We start from the raw sequence: 16423 nt of genomic DNA, 5'->3' as shown, positions 1-16423 counted from the left end.
GATGGCACGCATCGATCTCGACCTGGCCCACGCCTACCGCGCCAACCCCACGCAGGACAGCGACTACGCGCTGCTCCCGCTCAAGATGAGCTTCCGCGACGGTGGCGCGTACGCCTTGCTCGGCCCCTCGGGCTGCGGCAAGACGACCATGCTCAACATCATCTCGGGCCTGCTCGTGCCGTCGCAGGGCAGTGTGAGCTTCGACGGCCGCGACATGACGCGCGCCACGCCGCAGGAACGCAACATCGCGCAGGTGTTCCAGTTCCCGGTGATCTACGACACCATGACCGTGGCCGAGAACCTGGCGTTCCCGCTGCGCAACCGCAAGGTGCCTGAAGACCAGATCAAGAAGCGCGTCGGCGAGATCGCCGAAATGCTCGACATGAGCGGCCAGCTCAACCAGCGTGCTGCGGGCCTGGCGGCCGATGCCAAGCAGAAGATTTCGCTGGGCCGCGGCCTGGTGCGCAGCGACGTGTCGGCGGTGCTGTTCGACGAACCGCTCACCGTGATCGACCCGCACCTGAAGTGGCAGCTGCGCCGCAAGCTCAAGCAGATCCACCGCGAGCTCAAGCTCACGCTGATCTACGTGACGCACGACCAGGTCGAGGCGCTCACCTTCGCCGAAGAGGTGGTGGTCATGACGCGCGGCAAGGCCGTGCAGGTGGGCAGCGCCGAGGCGCTGTTCGAGCGGCCGGCCCACACCTTCGTGGGGCATTTCATCGGCTCGCCGGGCATGAACTTCCTGTCGGCCCACAGCGCCAACGGTGCGCTTGAAGTGGCGGGCACGCCGCTGGTGCCCACGCGCGAGCTGCCGCCCGGCGCGCTCAAGATCGGCATCCGGCCCGAGTACCTGCGCCTGTCGAACGCGGGCGCCGCCGGCGCCGTGCCGGCGGTGGTGAAGCAGGTGCAGGACGTCGGCACGCACGCGATGCTCAGCGCCGAGGTCGACGGCGGCGTGGTCAAGGTGCGCATGCATTCGGACGAACAGCCGCCCTCGGTGGGCGACACGGTGTGGCTGCGGGTGCTCGACACCCACACCTGCTACTACAAGGACGAGGAACTGGTCGCATGAACCCCACCAACAAGCCGATCAACCAGAAGGCATGGTGGCTGGTGCTGCCGGTGCTGATCTGCGTGGCCTTCTCGGCCATCGTGCCGCTGATGACGGTGGTCAACTACTCGGTGCAGGACATCATCTCGCCCGACCGGCGCGTGTTCGTCGGCACCGAATGGTTCGCCGCCGTGATGCGCGACGACGAGCTGCACCAGGCGCTGTGGCGCCAGCTGGGCTTCTCGCTGTCGGTGCTGCTGGTGGAGATTCCGCTGGGCATCGCGCTCGCGCTGTCGATGCCGGCCACGGGCTGGAAGTCGTCGGCGGTGCTGGTGGTGGTGGCGCTGTCGCTGCTCATTCCGTGGAACGTGGTGGGCACCATCTGGCAGATCTACGGCCGCGCCGACATCGGCCTGCTGGGCCATGCGCTGCAGGTCATGGGCATCGAATACAACTACACGGGCAGCGCGACCGACGCGTGGCTCACGGTGCTGGTGATGGACGTGTGGCACTGGACGCCGCTGGTCGCCTTGCTCTGCTACGCCGGCCTGCGCTCGATTCCCGACGCCTACTACCAGGCCGCGCGCATCGACGGCGCCAGCAAGTTCGCGGTGTTCCGCTACATCCAGCTGCCCAAGATGCGCGGCGTGCTGATGATCGCGGTGCTGCTGCGCTTCATGGACAGCTTCATGATCTACACCGAGCCCTTCGTGTTGACGGGCGGCGGGCCAGGCAATGCGACCACCTTCCTGAGCCAGTACCTCACGCAGAAGGCCGTGGGGCAGTTCGACCTCGGGCCGGCGGCTGCCTTCTCGCTGATCTATTTCCTGATCATTCTGTTGTTCTGCTTCGTGCTCTACAACTGGATGCAGCGGGTCGGTACGCAGGAAGTGGAGAAAGAACAATGAACGAAAAACGCTTCCACAAGCGCAGCATCTTCTTGCTGCTGTACATCCTGTTCGCGCTGTTGCCCATCTACTGGATGGTCAACATGAGCTTCAAGACGAACGAGGAGATCCTGTCGAGCTTCTCGTTCTTCCCGAACGAGCTCACCTGGGCCAACTACGCGCGCATCTTCACCGACGAGTCGTGGTACTCGGGCTACATCAACAGCCTGATCTACGTGGCTATCAACACGGTGATCTCGCTCACTGTGGCGCTGCCGGCGGCCTATGCGTTCTCGCGCTATTCGTTCCTCGGCGACAAGCACGTGTTCTTCTGGCTGCTCACGAACCGCATGACGCCGCCCGCGGTGTTCCTGCTGCCGTTCTTCCAGCTGTACAGCACGGTGGGCCTCATGGACACGCACCTGGGCGTGGCGCTGGCGCACCTGCTGTTCAACGTGCCGCTGGCGGTGTGGATCCTTGAAGGCTTCATGAGCGGCATCCCGCGCGAGATCGACGAGACGGCGTACATCGACGGCTACTCGTTCCCGCGCTTCTTCCTCACCATCTTCCTGCCGCTCATCAAGGCCGGCGTGGGCGTGGCGGCGTTCTTCTGCTTCATGTTCAGCTGGGTCGAGCTGCTGCTGGCGCGCACGCTCACGAGCGTGAACGCCAAGCCCATCGTGGCGACGATGACGCGCACGGTGAGCGCCTCGGGCATGGACTGGGCGACGCTGGCCGCGGCCGGTGTGCTCACCATCGTGCCGGGCGCGATCGTGATCTGGTTTGTCCGCCACTACATCGCAAAAGGCTTTGCGATGGGCCGCGTCTAAGGAGACCGAGACATGTTCGACTGGATGGTCTGGACCACCCCGGTGGCCGTTTTCTTCAGCTGCATCGCGCTCATGCTGGTCGGCATGACCGTGTGGGAGATCAAGTCGCCCACCGTCATGCGGCGCGGCTGGCTGCCCATTGCCACCACGCGCGGCGACCGGCTGTTCATCGGCCTACTGTCTGCTGCGTATGTGAACCTGGTCTTCGTCGGCCTGGCCGGCAAGGTGCAGGAGTGGATGAGCCTGGAGGCCGAACCCTCGATCTGGATCGGCTTCGTGCTGTCGATGTTCGTGCTGGCGCTCGTGATGCGCAAAGGCTAGCCCACCGATTTCGTCAACGCGTCCGGCTCTCCGCCTCCCCGGAGCCGCGATGAAAAAACCGGGGAAGCACAACCGAGGAGACACATTCATGAAGATGCGCTACACGGCATTGGCAATGGCGGCGGCGATGGTCGCCGCGCACGGCGCATGGGCCGCAGAGCCCGAAGCCAAGAAATGGATCGACAGCGAGTTCCAGCCGTCGACCCTGAGCAAGGACCAGCAGGCGGCCGAGATGAAGTGGTTCATCGACGCGGCCAAGAAGCTGCAGGCCAAGGGCGTCAAGGAAATCTCGGTGGTGTCGGAGACCATCACGACGCATGAATACGAATCGAAGACGCTGGCCAAGGCCTTCGAGGAAATCACCGGCATCAAGGTCAAGCACGACCTGATCCAGGAAGGCGACGTGGTCGAGAAGCTGCAGACCTCGATGCAGTCGGGCAAGTCGATCTACGACGGCTGGATTTCCGACTCCGACCTGATCGGCACGCACTACCGCTACGGCAAGATGATGAACCTCACCGACTACATGGCCGGTGCGGGCAAGGAGTACACCAACCCCGGGCTCGACCTCAAGGACTTCATCGGCACCAAGTTCACCACCGCGCCCGACGGCAAGCTCTACCAGCTGCCCGACCAGCAGTTCGCCAACCTGTACTGGTTCCGCGCCGACCTGTTCGACCGCAAGGACCTGAAGGACAAGTTCAAGGCCAAGTACGGCTACGACCTGGGCGTGCCGCTGAACTGGAGCGCCTACGAGGACATCGCCGAGTTCTTCAGCGTCGACGTGAAGACCATCGACGGCAAGCCGATCTACGGCCACATGGACTACGGCAAGAAGGACCCGTCGCTGGGCTGGCGCTTCACCGATGCGTGGCTCTCGATGGCCGGCACCGCCGACATCGGCACCCCCAACGGCATGCCGATCGACGAGTGGGGCATTCGCGTGGCCGACGACAAGTGCACGCCCGTGGGCGCGGCCGTGTCGCGCGGCGGTGCGACCAACTCGCCGGCCGCCGTGTACGCGCTCACCAAGTACATCGACTGGATGAAGAAGTACGCGCCCAAGGAAGCCATGGGCATGACCTTCGGCGAAGCCGGCCCGGTGCCCGCGCAGGGCCAGATCGCCCAGCAGATCTTCTGGTACACGGCCTTCACGGCCGACATGACCAAGAAGGGCCTGCCCGTGGTGAACGAGGACGGCACGCCCAAGTGGCGCATGGCGCCCGGCCCGAACGGCCCGTACTGGAAGCAGGGCATGCAGAACGGCTACCAGGACGTGGGTTCGTGGTCGTTCTTCAACGGCCATGACGCCAACAAGACCGCCGCCGCCTGGCTCTACGCCCAGTTCGTGACCTCCAAGAGCGTCTCGCTCAAGAAGACCATCGTGGGCCTGACCCCGATCCGCGAATCGGACATTCAGAGCAAGGCCATGACCGACATGGCGCCCAAGCTGGGCGGCCTGGTCGAGTTCTACCGCAGCCCGGCCCGCGTGGCATGGACGCCCACCGGCACCAACGTGCCCGACTACCCCAAGCTGGCGCAGCTGTGGTGGAAGAACGTGGCCGAGGCCGTCACGGGCGAGAAGACCCCGCAGAAGGCCATGGACAACCTGGCCGACGAGATGGACAACGTGATGGGCCGCCTGCAACGCGCCGGCATGGCCCACTGCGCGCCCAAGCTCAATGCCAAGGGCGACCCGAACAAGTGGCTCAGCGACCAGCACGCCCCGTGGAAGAAGCTGGCCAACGAGAAGCCCAAGGGCGAGACCATCGACTACAACAAGCTGCTGAGCGCCTGGAAGGCCGGCAAGGTGCGCTGACCGGCGCTTCGCCAGCAGCAATTGCAAACAAGGGCCGCGCCGCGAGGTGAGGCCCTTTTTCGCTTTCTGGCGGCCTGGTTCGTCGGATTCACGCGACGCCATGACCTATGGCAGATGCACCTTTGAAAAGGTTCGCTTACATTCGACGGCCCCCGCCACGGCCCGCCAGTGAATCCAAGTTCTTCCAGCCCCACCGCCAGCCCTCCTGCCACCCCGAGCGCGCGTGTCAAACGCGTCCTGCTGATCCAGTACTCGCAGACCGGGCAACTCGACCGCGTGGCCGGGCAGATCGCCGCGCCGCTGCGCGCCGATCCGGGCATCGAACTGCGCGTGGAGACGCTGCGGCCGCTGCAGCGCTTTCCCTTTCCCTGGCCATTCCTGACCTTCTTCGACGCGTTCCCCGAGTCGGCCCACCTGAAGCCGGGCCCGCTGGCGCCGCTGACGCTCACGGGCGATGAAGACTTCGACCTCGTCATCCTGCCGTACCAGGTCTGGTTCCTGGCCCCCGCGCAGCCGGTCGTGGCCTTCCTGCAGCACCCCGTGGCGGCGCGGCTGCTCAAGGGAAAACCCGTGGTCACGGTCATTGCCTGCCGCAACATGTGGCTGCTGGCCCATGAAAAGCTCAAGGGCCTGCTCGCCGCCACCGGCGCGCGCCTGATCGACAACGTGGTGCTCACCGACCCCGGCCCCACGCTCGCCACCTTCTTCACCACGCCGGCCTGGCTCATCTGGGGCCGCAAGCGCGGCTTCTGGGGCATGCCCGACGCGGGCCTGAGCGAGGAACAGATCCGCGGCTGCGGCCGCTTCGGCCGGGCCCTGCGCGACGCACTGCACGCAGGCCGCGAGCAGGGCGATGCGCCCCTGCTGGCCGGGCTGGGCGCGGTGCGCGCCCAGGCGCGGCTGCTCATCAGCGAGAAGGCCGGCACGCGCAGCTTCTACCTCTGGGGCAAGCTGATCATGGCGGCCGGCGGGCCGGGCGCGGCGGTGCGTAAACCGCTGCTCTTGCTGTACGTGCTGTTTCTGCTGGCACTGATCGTCACCGTCGTGCCGGTGAGCCTGACGCTGCAGGCCCTGCTGCGGCCGTTGTTCCGAGGGTGGCTGACTAAAATGACGGCTCAATTCGAGCGCCCGTCGGGCTCTGCCACGGACCGGCTCCCTCTCTATGACGACTGATGTTTTCCTGACCCGCACCGCTGCCTTCCTGCCTTTTTCTCCGGTCAGCAACGAAGACATCGAAGAAGTGTTGGGCCGCATCGGCGGCAAGGTGTCGCGTGCGCGACGCCTCATCCTGCGCAGCAACGGCATCCAGTCGCGCCACTACGCCATCGACCGCGCCACCGGCCAGCTGGCCATGACCAATGCACAGCTCACCGCCGCGGCCATCCGCGCGCTGGGCGACGACATCGGCCCGGTCGACTGCCTGGCCACCGGCACCTCGCTGCCCGACCAGCTCATGCCCAACCACGCGGTGATGGTGCACGGCGAACTGGGCTGGCCCCGGCTCGAGGTGGTGGCCTGTGCCGGCATCTGCCTGGCCGGCGCGGCGGCGCTCAAGCATGCGTGGCTGTCGGTGCGCGCGGGCGACGCGCGGCGCGCGGTCGCCACGGGCTCCGAGCTGGCCTCGGCCGTGATGCGCGGCATCAACTTCGAGGCCGAGCTCGAGCACAAGCTCGAAGCGCTCGAAGCGCGCCCGGAGATCGCCTTCGAGAAAGACTTCCTGCGCTGGATGCTGTCCGACGGCGCCGGCGCGGTGCTGCTGGAGCGCGAGCCGCGCGGGCCGCTGTCGCTGCGCGTCGAATGGATCGAGCTGTCGTCGGCGGCGCACGAGTTGCCGGTGTGCATGTACGCCGGCGCCGACAAGAACGCGCAGGGCGGCCTCGACGGCTGGGCCCGCACCTCGCCGGCCGACTGGCAGCGCGACTCGACCTTCGCCGTCAAGCAGGACGTGCGCCTGCTCAACGACAACATCGTGCGCGCCACGCTGGCCGAGCCGCTGGCGGCCATCATCGAGCGGCGCGGGCTCAAGACCGACGACATCGACTGGTTCCTGCCGCACCTGTCGTCGCACTATTTCGTCGAGCCCGTGGCCGCGAGCCTGGCGTCGCTGGGCCTGCCGATTCCGCGCGAGCGCTGGTTCAGCAACCTCGCGACCAAGGGCAACACGGGCTCGGCCTCGCCGTACATCATGCTGGACGAGCTGTTCCGCTCGGGCCGCATCAAGCCGGGCCAGAAGCTCTTGATGTTCGTACCGGAAAGCGGCCGCTTCTCCAGCGGCTTCATCTACCTGGAGGCGGTATGACCTTACCCCCACGCTCATCGCGTCGCGTATCGCTGCCCCCCGAGGGGGCGCAGGCCTCCCTTGGGGCGGCCCGGCGGGAGGCCTGACATGGACCTCGATGCCGTGCCACAGGAGGGCAACGCGACCCTCGCCGGCCATTCCAAGCTGATGTACGCCCGCGACGCGCAGGGCCGCGTCGTCACCACCACCTCGAAGGGTTGGGAGGCGGAAGAGATCGTCACCAGCCACGCGGTCGATGTGCTCATCGAGCAGGCGCAGGAGGCCAAGGCGCGCGTGAAGGCCGGGCTGGCTTCGCCGCTCGAGTACTGGATGTACGAGCGCCGCATGGACGTGGCGCTGCTCTCGCAGACCAGCGGCTTCTGGCAATGGCGCGTGCGCCGCCACCTGCAGCCGCGCCATTTCGCCGCGCTGTCGCCGGCCCAGCTCGCCCGCTACGGCCAGGCGCTGGGGCTGCCCGTTTCCACCCTGCAAGGCCTGCCGTGAACTTCCAACACCAACAGGCGGCGCACTGCGAAAGCGGCGTCATCTCCAGCCTCATGCGCCACCACGGCGCGCCGATGAGCGAGGCGATGGCGCTCGGGTTGTCGTCGGCGCTCTCGTTCGCCTACCTGCCGTTCATCAAGCTGTCGGGCCTGCCGCTCATCTCGTATCGCATGCCGCCCAAGGCCATCATCAAGGGCCTTTTGGCACCGATGGCCGCGCGCTTTCGCTTCGAGACCTTCCGCAGCCCGCAGGCCGGGCAGCGGCGGCTGGACGCGCTGCTGGCCGACGGCCAGCTCGTGGGCCTGCAGACCTCGGTCTACTGGCTGCCGTACTTTCCGCCGAACATGCGCTTTCACTTCAACGCGCACAACCTGCTGGTCTACGGCAAGGACGGCGACGACTACCTGATCAGCGACCCGGTGTTCGAGGAGCCCGTGCGCTGCGCGAGCGAAGACCTGTCGCGCGCGCGCTTCGCCAAGGGCGTGCTGGCGCCCAAGGGCCTCATGTACTACCCGCAGGCCATCGAGCGCAAGGCGGTCGATGCCGCCTCGGTCACCAAGGCCATCCGCAAGACGGTGCGCAACATGCTCGCGCCCGTGCCCATCGTGGGCGTGCGCGGCATGCGCACGTTGGCCAAGCGCATGCAGAAGCTGTCGCCCAGCGATCCGCGCAGCGTCGACTTCATCGGCCACCTGGTGCGCATGCAGGAAGAGATCGGCACGGGCGGGGCGGGCTTTCGCTTCATCTACGCGGGCTTCCTGCAGGAGGCCGCGCAGCTGCTCGACAAGCCGCAGCTCACGCAGATGTCCGAACGCCTGATCGCCATCGGCGACGGCTGGCGCGCGTTCGCGCTCAAGGCGGCGCGCATGGTCAAGGGTCGCGAGCCGGTCGATCCGGTCGCACTCGCGGGCAAGCTGCGCGAGCAGGCGCAGCAGGAAGAAACCTTCTTTCGCGACCTCAAGGCCGCCGTCGCCTGATGCTCGAGCTTCACCAGCTCGGCTACCGCTACCCGCACGCTGACAAGGCCGCGCTGGCCGACGTGTCGCTCGCCGTGCCGCGCGGTTGCGTGCTGGGTTTGCTGGGCCCGAACGGCGCCGGCAAGACCACGCTGATCTCGCACCTGTCGGGCGCGCTTGCGGTGCAGTCGGGCGACATCCGCATCGACGGCCAGCTGCTGCAGCAGGTGCGCGCCCAGGCGCCCACGCGCATCGCCGTCGCGCCGCAGGACCAGGCCTTCTACCCGATGCTCACCGTGGCCGAGAACCTGGCCTGCTTCGCCGCGGCCGGCAAACTTTCGGGTGCGCGCAAGAAGGCGCGCATCGACACCTGCACGCAGTTCGCACAGCTGGAGCAGTTCTCGGGCGTGCGCGCCGAGCGGCTCTCGGGTGGCCTGAAGCGCCGGCTCAACCTCGCGATCGCCTTGCTGCCCGAACCCGAGCTGATGCTGTTCGACGAGCCGACCGTGGGCGTCGATCCGCAGTCGCGCGCCTTCATCCTCGATGCGATCAAGAGCCTGGCGCAGGCCGGCGCGGCGGTGATCTACGCCTCGCACTACATGGAAGAGATCGAGGCCATCGCCGACCGCGTCGCCATCCTCGACCAGGGCCGCGTGCTGCGCGAAGGCCCGCTCGACGCGCTGCTGTCGCAAAGCGCGATGCTGCTGACCCTGGCCGCCGACGGGCTCGACGCACAGATGCTGTCGCGCTTCGGCACGGTGGAGCAGGGCGCGGCGCACTGGCGCATCCACCTGAACGCAGGCACCGGCCCCGGCCCCGTGCTGGCCGCGCTCGAAGCCGAAGGCATCGAGGTGCGCCAGGCCGAGTTCGGCCGGCACGACCTCGAGCAGCTGTTCATGGCGCTCACACACCGTTCGCTGCGCGACTGACCGCACGCCATGCTCCTAGCGCTCATCAAGAAGGAACTGCTGGCCCTCGTGCGCGACATGCACGGGCTGGCCGTGTTGTTCGTGATGCCGATGGTCTTCATCGTGCTGATGTCGCTCACGCTGAAGGACATCTACCGCCCGCCGCTGGCCGAGCTGAGCTACGCGGTCGATGCGCGCGACAGCGGCACGCCCGCCAGATGGCTGCTGCAGATCTGGCAGCGCAGCCACGGCGCGCCGCAGCCGTTGGGCAGCGACTGGCAGGCGCGGTTGCGCAGCGGCACGCTCAAGTACGTGATCGTGCTGGAGCCCGGCCTGTCGGACGAGCTGGAATCGGCCGCGCTCTCCACGCGCGCCCACATCCGCCTGCTGGCCGAGCCCGGCATCGACGCCAACCTGTTCAACGCGCTGCGCGCCGAGCTGATCGGCGCCTCGGGCGAACTCAAGGCGCGGCTCGCGCTGGCGGTGCCCGGCACGGCCAGCCCCGCGCCCGATGCGTCCATCCAGGCGATGGTGCAGGCCGAGCGCTTCGCCACCGCCGGCCCGCGGCCCACGTCGGTGCAGCAGAACGTGCCGGCCTGGCTGGTCTTCGGCATGTTCTTCGTGGTCGCCTCGCTGTCCAGCCTGTTCGTGCAGGAGCGCGGCTCGGGCGCGCTCGGCCGGCTGCAGAGCCTGGGCGTGTCGCGCTCGATGCTGCTGGCCTCCAAGGCCTTGCCCTACCTCGGCGTGAACGCGCTGCAGGCGCTGCTGATGCTGGCGGCGGGCATCTGGTTCATGCCGCTGATCGGTGGCGACGCGCTCTCGCTCGCGGGCATCCACTGGGGCGGCCTGCTGCTGTCGCTCGCGGCCGTGAGCCTGGCGGCGGTGAGCCTGTCGCTGGCGGTGGCCTGCCTCGTCAAGAGCCATGCGCAGGCCGCCACGCTCGGGCCGATGGTGAATGTGCTGATGGCGGCGGCGGGCGGCATCATGGTGCCCAAGTTCGTCATGCCGGGCTTCATGCAGCGCATGGTCGAAATCTCTCCCATGAACTGGGGGCTCGAAGCGCTGCTCACCGTGCTGCTGCGCGGCGGCGGCGTGGCCGAGGTGCTGCCGCAGGTCGGCCGGCTGGTGGCGTTCGCGGCCCTCATGTTTTTCGTGGCTGTCTTTCTGTTTCGCAGGCGCGCACCGTGACGAGCACCGTTTCTTCTCCTGAATTCATCGCCCGCCTCAAGGCCCTCGTGCTCGAGGCTGTCGAAAAAGACGCGCCGCCCGGCGGCCTCGGCGACGACGAGCCGCTGTTCGGCCCCGAGGCGCGGCTGGACCTCGACTCGCTCGACGCGCTGCAGGTGTCGATGGCGATCCAGCAGCACTTCGGCCTGCGCATGCCCGACAGCAAGGACACGCGGCGCGCGATGACGTCGATCGCGCACCTGGCGGAACACCTGGTGCAAGCGGGCAAGGCATGAGTCCGGTGTACCTGGCCGGCATGGGCCTGGCCTGCGTGCTCGGCGACGATGTGCCGTCGGCGCTGGCGGCACTGCGGCGCGGCGGCGTGCCGCCCACGCCGGTGACCGTGGCCGAGGGCCTGCAGTGGCCGGTCTACACGCTGGCGGTGCCGCCCGGCGACTGGGCGCAGCGCGTGCAGCACACGGTGCGCCGCGTGGTCGCGCAGACCGGCGAGGGGCTGGACCGGCAGGGGCCGCTGTTCGTGGCCTCGTCGTCGCTCGACATCGGGGCCATGGAGCACGCGCAGCAAGACGCACGGCTGAGCGGCGACCTGCAGGATTTCGCCGACATCGCCGCCGCCGCGCTCGACTGGCAAGGCCCGGTCTTCACCGTCTCGACCGCCTGCACCTCGGCGCTCAACGCGATGCTGGCGGCCGCAGACATGGTGCGGGCAGGCGAGGCCCGCGAGGCACTGGTGATCGGCGCCGAACTCGACAACCGCTTCACCGTGGCCGGCTTCGGCGCGATGCAGCTGCTGGCGCCCGACAGCGCACGGCCCTTCGGCGCGGGGCGCCAGGGGCTGGTGCTCGGCGAAGCGGTGGCGGCGCTGCGGCTCGGGTCGCAACCTGCCCGCTGGGCGCTGCTGGGCGGCGCCAACGTGGTCGACGGCCGCAACCCGTCGGGTACCGAGGCGAGCGCGGTGCGCGCGATGTGCCGTGACACGCTGGCGCGCAGCGGCCTGCAGGCCGCGGACATCGACCTCATCAAGGTGCAGGCCGCCGGCAGCCTGGTCAACGACGCGATCGAGGTCGAGGCGTTGCGGGAGGTGTTCGCGCCGCTGCCGCCGCTGGTGTCGCTCAAGTCGGCGATCGGCCACACGCTCGGCGCGGCCGGGGCGGCGGAGCTGGCTCTGCTGGTCGGCTGCATCGAAGGCGGCGCCTGGCCGTCGGTCGGCTATGCGCTGGACGAGACGCTGGGCATCGCGCTGAGCGACGGGCCGCCGGCGCAGCTGCGCCACATCCTGCTCAACGTGGTGGGCTTCGGCGGCGGGCATGCGTCGCTGGTGCTCAAGGATTGCAGCGTCGCATGAGCAACTCGACAACCCCTTGGCGCACCGTCGCGCACGTCGTGGCGCATCCGCCGCCCGACGACTGGCGCGACGCGCTCGCGACCCGCCTGGGCCGCCGGCCGCGCCGCGTCGGTCTGTGGACCGAGCTGGCGATGTACGGCGCGCTGCGCTGCCTCGACGCGGCCGGCGAAGCCGCGCTGCCGGCGGGCGCGCGCCTGCGCGTGACCAGCCGGCGCGGTGCCTGGGAGGCCACGCGCGCGGGGCTGGCGCAGCTCGACGCGGGCTTGCCGATGCCCTTCACCTTCATGCAGGGCCAGCCCGCACTGATGCTGGCCGAGGTCGGCCGCAGCCTCGACTGGCAGGGCGACGCGAGCTTCATGCTGTGCCGCGATCTCGCGCGGCCGTTGGCGCTGTCGCAGCTGGGCGCGGGGCGCGACGGGCTGCTGTTCGGCGTGGTGGAGGAGACGTTTGGCGACGTGCCGCCGCGCTCCGAATGGTGGCGGCTGGTGCCGGCCGATCAGGCGGCGATCGAGCGCTGAAGGTTCTCGCGCGCCCGCGCTTCGAGCAGCGCGTGCATGCGCGGCGTGGCGTAGATCGCCGGGCGGTCGAGAAAGCGCTGGAGGATCGCGCGCCGGCGCGGCAGGCGAATCTCCTCGGGGACGAAACCGTATTCCGCGTGCACCTGGCGCTCGTACTCGTCGAAGCGTGCACGCTCGGCGCCGAGGATCGACAGGTCGGTGTCGATCAGCAGCTCGGCGTCGCGGCCTTCGGGCACGGCGTCGTGGCGCGTGGCCATGACGAGTGCGTGGACGCGCTCGGCCGACGCATCGCTCGCACCGGCGGCCTGCAGCGCCTGCCGCGCCCAGTCGGCGCTGCGGGCTTCGTTGTCGTGCGCATGCACGTCGTAGATCGCGTCGTGGAACCACAGCGCCAGCGCCACTTCGCCGGGGTGTTCGGCGAGCGCCTGTTCCCGGTCGAACCACGCGAGGCATTCGCCGAGGTGCTGCATCGTGTGGTAGTGGCGCTGCGGCTCGCCGTAGCGGCGCTGCAGTTGCTGCCGCAGCACATCGTCGGGCGCGGCCACGCCGAGCGCCTGCCAGGCGGCGGTCCAGTTCGCGTGCAGCGCTTGCGGTGTCATCGCGGTTACTGCTCCATCGCGGCCTTGACCTCCTGGCCGAGGTCGAGCACCGACATCGCGTAGTAGCTGCTCCAGTTGTAGCGCGTGATCACGTAGAAGTTGCGCGTGCCGGCGACGTAGGTCGGCGGTGCGTCGAGGCCGTTCTGCAGCTCGATGAGCGCCAGCAGGCCTTTGTGCTTCAGGCCTTCACCCTCGGGCACGGCGCCCGCGGCCACGAAGCTGTCGGCGCTGAAGGTCGGCAGGATGTCGGGCGCCAGCAGCAGCGCCTTCTTCAGGCGCGCTTCCTCGAAATGCACCGGATAGATCGACGGCATGCCCGGCGTCCAGCCGAAGCCCTTGAAGTAGCTCGCCACCGAGCCGATCACGTCGACCGGGTTGTTCACGAGGTCGATGCGGCCGTCGCCGTCGAAGTCGACCGCGTACTTGGCGATGCTGCTGGGCATGAACTGCGGCATGCCCATGGCGCCGGCGTAGCTGCCTACGGGCGTGAGCGGGTCGTCGGCGGTGCGGCTTTCGGTGCTCAAAAAGCTTTCGAGTTCGCCGCGGAAGAAGGCGATGCGCTCGGCCGCGCGCGGGTGGCCCTGCGGGAAGTCGAAGGACAGCGTGGCCAGTGCATCGATCACGCGGAAGTTGCCCATGTTGCGGCCGTAGATGGTCTCGACGCCGACGATGCCGACGATGATTTCCGGCGGCACGCCGTAGGTGGCCTCGGCGCGCGCGAGCGTCTCGGCGTTGGCGCGCCAGAAGCGCACGCCGGCCGCGATGCGCACCGGGTCGATGAAGCGGCTGCGGTAGGTCTGCCAGTTCTTCACCGTGCCGACCGGGCCCGGCAGCATCAGGCGCGGCACGTTGGGCAGAAAGCGCGCGGCGCCGATGGTGGCGCGCACCCAGTCGCGGTCGAGGTTGCGGCGCTGGGCGACGTCGTCGGCGAACGCCATGGCGTCGTCGCGCGTGGCGTACGGGGTGCTGCCGCGCACCGGTGTGACGGCGGGGCGGCCATTGGCCTGGGGCTTCTGGGCCAGGGCGCCCGTGGGCCAGGCGACGCAGGCGGCGAGGAGGGCGGTGGCGGCCACTGCGGCGCGCAAGGGCGTGGGGAAGGCGTGTGACATGGGCACGATTGTGCCGCCCGTGCGCATGCGCACTTTCGGGGGGACACATGTGGTTGCAGCCGCGCGTCAGGCGCGCGGCGGCGTGGGCGGCCAGGGCAGCCGGCGGAACTCGGCGCGCAGCGCGGCGAGCGAGGCCGATGGGCCGGACGCGGCGGGCGCGTAGCGCTGGGCTTCGAGCCTCAGCAGCCAGTCGCGCACGGCCTGCGCGGCGGGCCCGAAGCGGGCGTCGGCGGCCTGGGCCATCTGGCGCGGCGGCGCTGTCTCGGGCAGCGGCAGGCCGGCCTTGGCCAGGCGCGCGCGGGCCCGGCCCAGCAGGCGCAGCCACGGATCGTGCCGGCTGCGCTCCCACAGCGTCCAGCCGGCGCCGGCCAGGCTCGCGGCCACCAGCAGGTACAGCAGCACGTAGCCCAGGTCTTCCAGGCTCGGGGCGTTGAAGCCCAGGGTCTTGAGCAGGTCGAGCTGGCGGCTCTGCGTGTAGTTGAGCACCCACTGGTTCCAGCCGTTGTTCACGGCCTCCCAGGCGGCGCGCAGGTTCTGCACCAGCGTCGGGCTCATGACGCCGATGGCGCCGGCCAGCAGGCCGGGCTGCGGCGTGAGGCGCTGGAACTGCCCGATGCGCCCCGGCGCGACCGAGCCGGTCGGGTCGACGCGCACCCAGCCCGCGCCCTCTTGCCACACCTCGGCCCAGGCGTGCGCGTCGCTCTGGCGCACCACCCAGTAGTTGTCGACGTTGTTGAGCTCGCCGCCCTGGTAGCCGGTGACGATGCGCGCCGGGATCTGCAGGTTGCGCATCAGCACCACGAAGGCCGAGGCGATGTGCTCGCAGAAGCCTTCCTTGCGGTCGAACCAGAATTCGTCGGCGGTCTCGTTGCCGTACACGCCGGGCTCCAGCGTGTAGGTGTAGCCGCCGGTGCGCAGGCGTTGCAGCGCGGCCTGCACGAAGGCCTGTGCATCGGCGCCGGCCAGCGTGGGGTCGGCGCGCATCTGGGCGGCGAGTGCGGCGGTGCGCGGGTTGCTGCCGGCCGGCAACGCCAGGTAGGGCTGGAGCCGGCCGCCGGTGCGCACGATCGGGCCGCTCTGGAACTGTGGATGGCTCTCGGCGCGGTAGCGCACGAGGTCGGTGATCGGGCGGTTCACGAACCACTGCAGGTCGGGTGTGCCGGTGACCTCGTAGCCGGGCACCTCGGGCGCACGTGGCGCAGCGTCGAGCGTGAGCAGCCACGGGCGCTGGCTGGCTTCGAGCGTGACCTCGTAGCGCACCGGCTCACCGCGCGTGCGCAGGTTCGACACCGACTGCCCGCTGCGCGCCCAGGTCGGCAGCGCGGTCCATTCGCGGCCGTCGAACTGCGCCAGCACGGGGCCGCGGAAGTACAGCTGGCTCTGCGGCGGCGCGCGGTTGTCGTCGAACTTGATGCGCGCCGCGATGCTCCCGTCGAGCGCCAGCTCGGCGATGGTGCCGACCCGCATCGTGTTCGACAGGCCGGTGCGCCCGGCCATGGCGTCGCCGGGCGTGCCCCACAGCGGCGCGAAGCGCGGGAACAGCAGGAACAGCGCGAGCATCACCGGCGCGCCCGCCAGTGCCATCCAGCCGGCCATGCGCGCGGCCTGCATCAGCGGCGGCCGGCCCACGGGCATGTGGGCGTTGACCAGCGCCGTCAGCAGGCCCAGCAGCGCCAGCAGCATGGTGAAGGCGGTGAGCAGCGACTGCGAATAGAAGAAGTTCGTGAGCATCGCGAAGAAGCCCAGGAAGAAGACCACGAAGGCGTCGCGCCGCGCGCGCAGCTCCAGCGTCTTGAGCGCCAGCAGGCACACGACCAGCGTGACGCCCGCGTCGCGGCCCAGCAGCGTGCGGTGGGTGGCGTAGGTGCCGGCCAGCGCCAGCGCCAGCAGCGCGAGGCGCCACCACTTGCTGGGCAGCGGGCGCGCCTGCACCGCCAGCGAGGCGCGCCACAGCAGCACCATGGCGGTGATGGCCGAGCACCACCAGGGCAGCTCGTCCACCTGCGGCAGCAGGATGAGGCCGATGACGCACAGCAGGAACAGCGTGTCCCGTGCGTCCCTCGGCAGCGCGGTGAGTTCGCGTACGACCCGGTTCATGCGGCGGCCCCGT

The 16423-nt window shown here is 69.2% G+C and carries 17 protein-coding genes; 14 read left to right on the top strand and 3 right to left on the bottom strand.

Annotated elements, in window-relative coordinates; translation table 11 throughout:
- The first annotated feature begins 1 nt into the window (after position 1).
- From FFI97_RS11070 to FFI97_RS11005, 14 genes are all read left to right on the top strand, one after another.
- Positions 2-1072 (top strand): ABC transporter ATP-binding protein, encoded by a 1071-nt coding sequence (locus FFI97_RS11070; RefSeq protein ID WP_062476739.1) that lies wholly within the window; start codon positions 2-4, stop codon positions 1070-1072.
- A complete protein-coding gene (locus FFI97_RS11065; RefSeq protein WP_062476737.1) occupies positions 1069-1959 on the top strand; it encodes a carbohydrate ABC transporter permease in 891 nt (296 codons plus the stop codon). The genes FFI97_RS11070 and FFI97_RS11065 overlap by 4 nt, the downstream gene beginning before the upstream one ends.
- The gene (locus tag FFI97_RS11060; RefSeq protein ID WP_139706315.1) at positions 1956-2768 is read left to right on the top strand and encodes a carbohydrate ABC transporter permease; all 813 of its coding nucleotides are present in this window, start codon (positions 1956-1958) and stop codon (positions 2766-2768) included. Before FFI97_RS11065 ends, FFI97_RS11060 begins: the two co-directional genes overlap by 4 nt.
- Before the next feature lie 12 nt (positions 2769-2780).
- Complete coding sequence (locus tag FFI97_RS11055; protein ID WP_139706317.1) at positions 2781-3089, top strand: DUF2160 domain-containing protein; 309 nt, start codon at positions 2781-2783, stop codon at positions 3087-3089.
- 88 nt (positions 3090-3177) lie between these two features.
- Complete coding sequence (locus FFI97_RS11050) at positions 3178-4908, top strand: ABC transporter substrate-binding protein (protein ID WP_070059465.1); 1731 nt, start codon at positions 3178-3180, stop codon at positions 4906-4908.
- Positions 4909-5076: 168 nt separating this feature from the next.
- Positions 5077-6081: a dialkylrecorsinol condensing enzyme gene (locus FFI97_RS11045; RefSeq protein WP_260684963.1), complete on the top strand. Its 1005-nt coding sequence runs from the start codon at positions 5077-5079 to the stop codon at positions 6079-6081.
- Positions 6071-7207 carry a beta-ketoacyl-ACP synthase III gene (locus tag FFI97_RS11040; protein WP_139706319.1) on the top strand — a complete coding sequence of 379 codons (1137 nt, stop codon included), beginning with the start codon at positions 6071-6073 and terminating at the stop codon, positions 7205-7207. Before FFI97_RS11045 ends, FFI97_RS11040 begins: the two co-directional genes overlap by 11 nt.
- An 87-nt stretch (positions 7208-7294) precedes the next feature.
- Positions 7295-7690, top strand: a complete 396-nt coding sequence (locus FFI97_RS11035; protein WP_095947356.1) for a hypothetical protein — start codon at positions 7295-7297, stop codon at positions 7688-7690.
- Complete coding sequence (locus FFI97_RS11030) at positions 7687-8667, top strand: BtrH N-terminal domain-containing protein (RefSeq protein ID WP_139706321.1); 981 nt, start codon at positions 7687-7689, stop codon at positions 8665-8667. Before FFI97_RS11035 ends, FFI97_RS11030 begins: the two co-directional genes overlap by 4 nt.
- Entirely contained in the window at positions 8667-9575 is a 909-nt protein-coding gene (locus FFI97_RS11025; protein ID WP_139706322.1) for an ABC transporter ATP-binding protein, read from the top strand. The genes FFI97_RS11030 and FFI97_RS11025 overlap by 1 nt, the downstream gene beginning before the upstream one ends.
- A gap of 9 nt (positions 9576-9584) precedes the next feature.
- Positions 9585-10742, top strand: a complete 1158-nt coding sequence (locus tag FFI97_RS11020) for an ABC transporter permease (protein ID WP_139706324.1) — start codon at positions 9585-9587, stop codon at positions 10740-10742.
- Entirely contained in the window at positions 10739-11017 is a 279-nt protein-coding gene (locus FFI97_RS11015; RefSeq protein ID WP_139706326.1) for an acyl carrier protein, read from the top strand. The genes FFI97_RS11020 and FFI97_RS11015 overlap by 4 nt, the downstream gene beginning before the upstream one ends.
- Entirely contained in the window at positions 11014-12087 is a 1074-nt protein-coding gene (locus tag FFI97_RS11010) for a beta-ketoacyl synthase N-terminal-like domain-containing protein (protein WP_139706328.1), read from the top strand. Before FFI97_RS11015 ends, FFI97_RS11010 begins: the two co-directional genes overlap by 4 nt.
- Positions 12084-12605: a hypothetical protein gene (locus FFI97_RS11005; RefSeq protein WP_139706330.1), complete on the top strand. Its 522-nt coding sequence runs from the start codon at positions 12084-12086 to the stop codon at positions 12603-12605. The genes FFI97_RS11010 and FFI97_RS11005 overlap by 4 nt, the downstream gene beginning before the upstream one ends.
- On the opposite strand, the gene FFI97_RS11000 is transcribed toward FFI97_RS11005, so the two are convergent.
- The 3 genes from FFI97_RS11000 to FFI97_RS10990 form a co-directional block, all read right to left on the bottom strand.
- On the bottom strand, positions 12584-13204 hold the full coding sequence (locus tag FFI97_RS11000; RefSeq protein ID WP_139706332.1) for an N-methyl-D-aspartate receptor NMDAR2C subunit: 621 nt from the start codon (positions 13202-13204) through the stop codon (positions 12584-12586). The two genes, FFI97_RS11005 and FFI97_RS11000, sit on opposite strands and share 22 nt — an antisense overlap.
- 5 nt (positions 13205-13209) lie before the next feature.
- Positions 13210-14313, bottom strand: coding sequence for a lytic murein transglycosylase B (mltB, locus tag FFI97_RS10995; RefSeq protein ID WP_062482271.1), 1104 nt, complete (start codon positions 14311-14313; stop codon positions 13210-13212).
- Positions 14314-14379: 66 nt separating this feature from the next.
- Complete coding sequence (locus FFI97_RS10990) at positions 14380-16410, bottom strand: transglutaminaseTgpA domain-containing protein (protein ID WP_144004429.1); 2031 nt, start codon at positions 16408-16410, stop codon at positions 14380-14382.
- Between the last annotated feature and the right edge of the window lie 13 nt (positions 16411-16423).

Origin of the sequence: Variovorax sp. KBS0712, from assembly GCF_006323185.2 — a bacterium.
GTDB classification, from domain to species: Bacteria; Pseudomonadota; Gammaproteobacteria; order Burkholderiales; family Burkholderiaceae_C; genus Variovorax; species Variovorax boronicumulans.
Note: the sequence above shows the minus strand (reverse complement) of the source record. Positions and strands in the feature narration are given on the sequence as shown.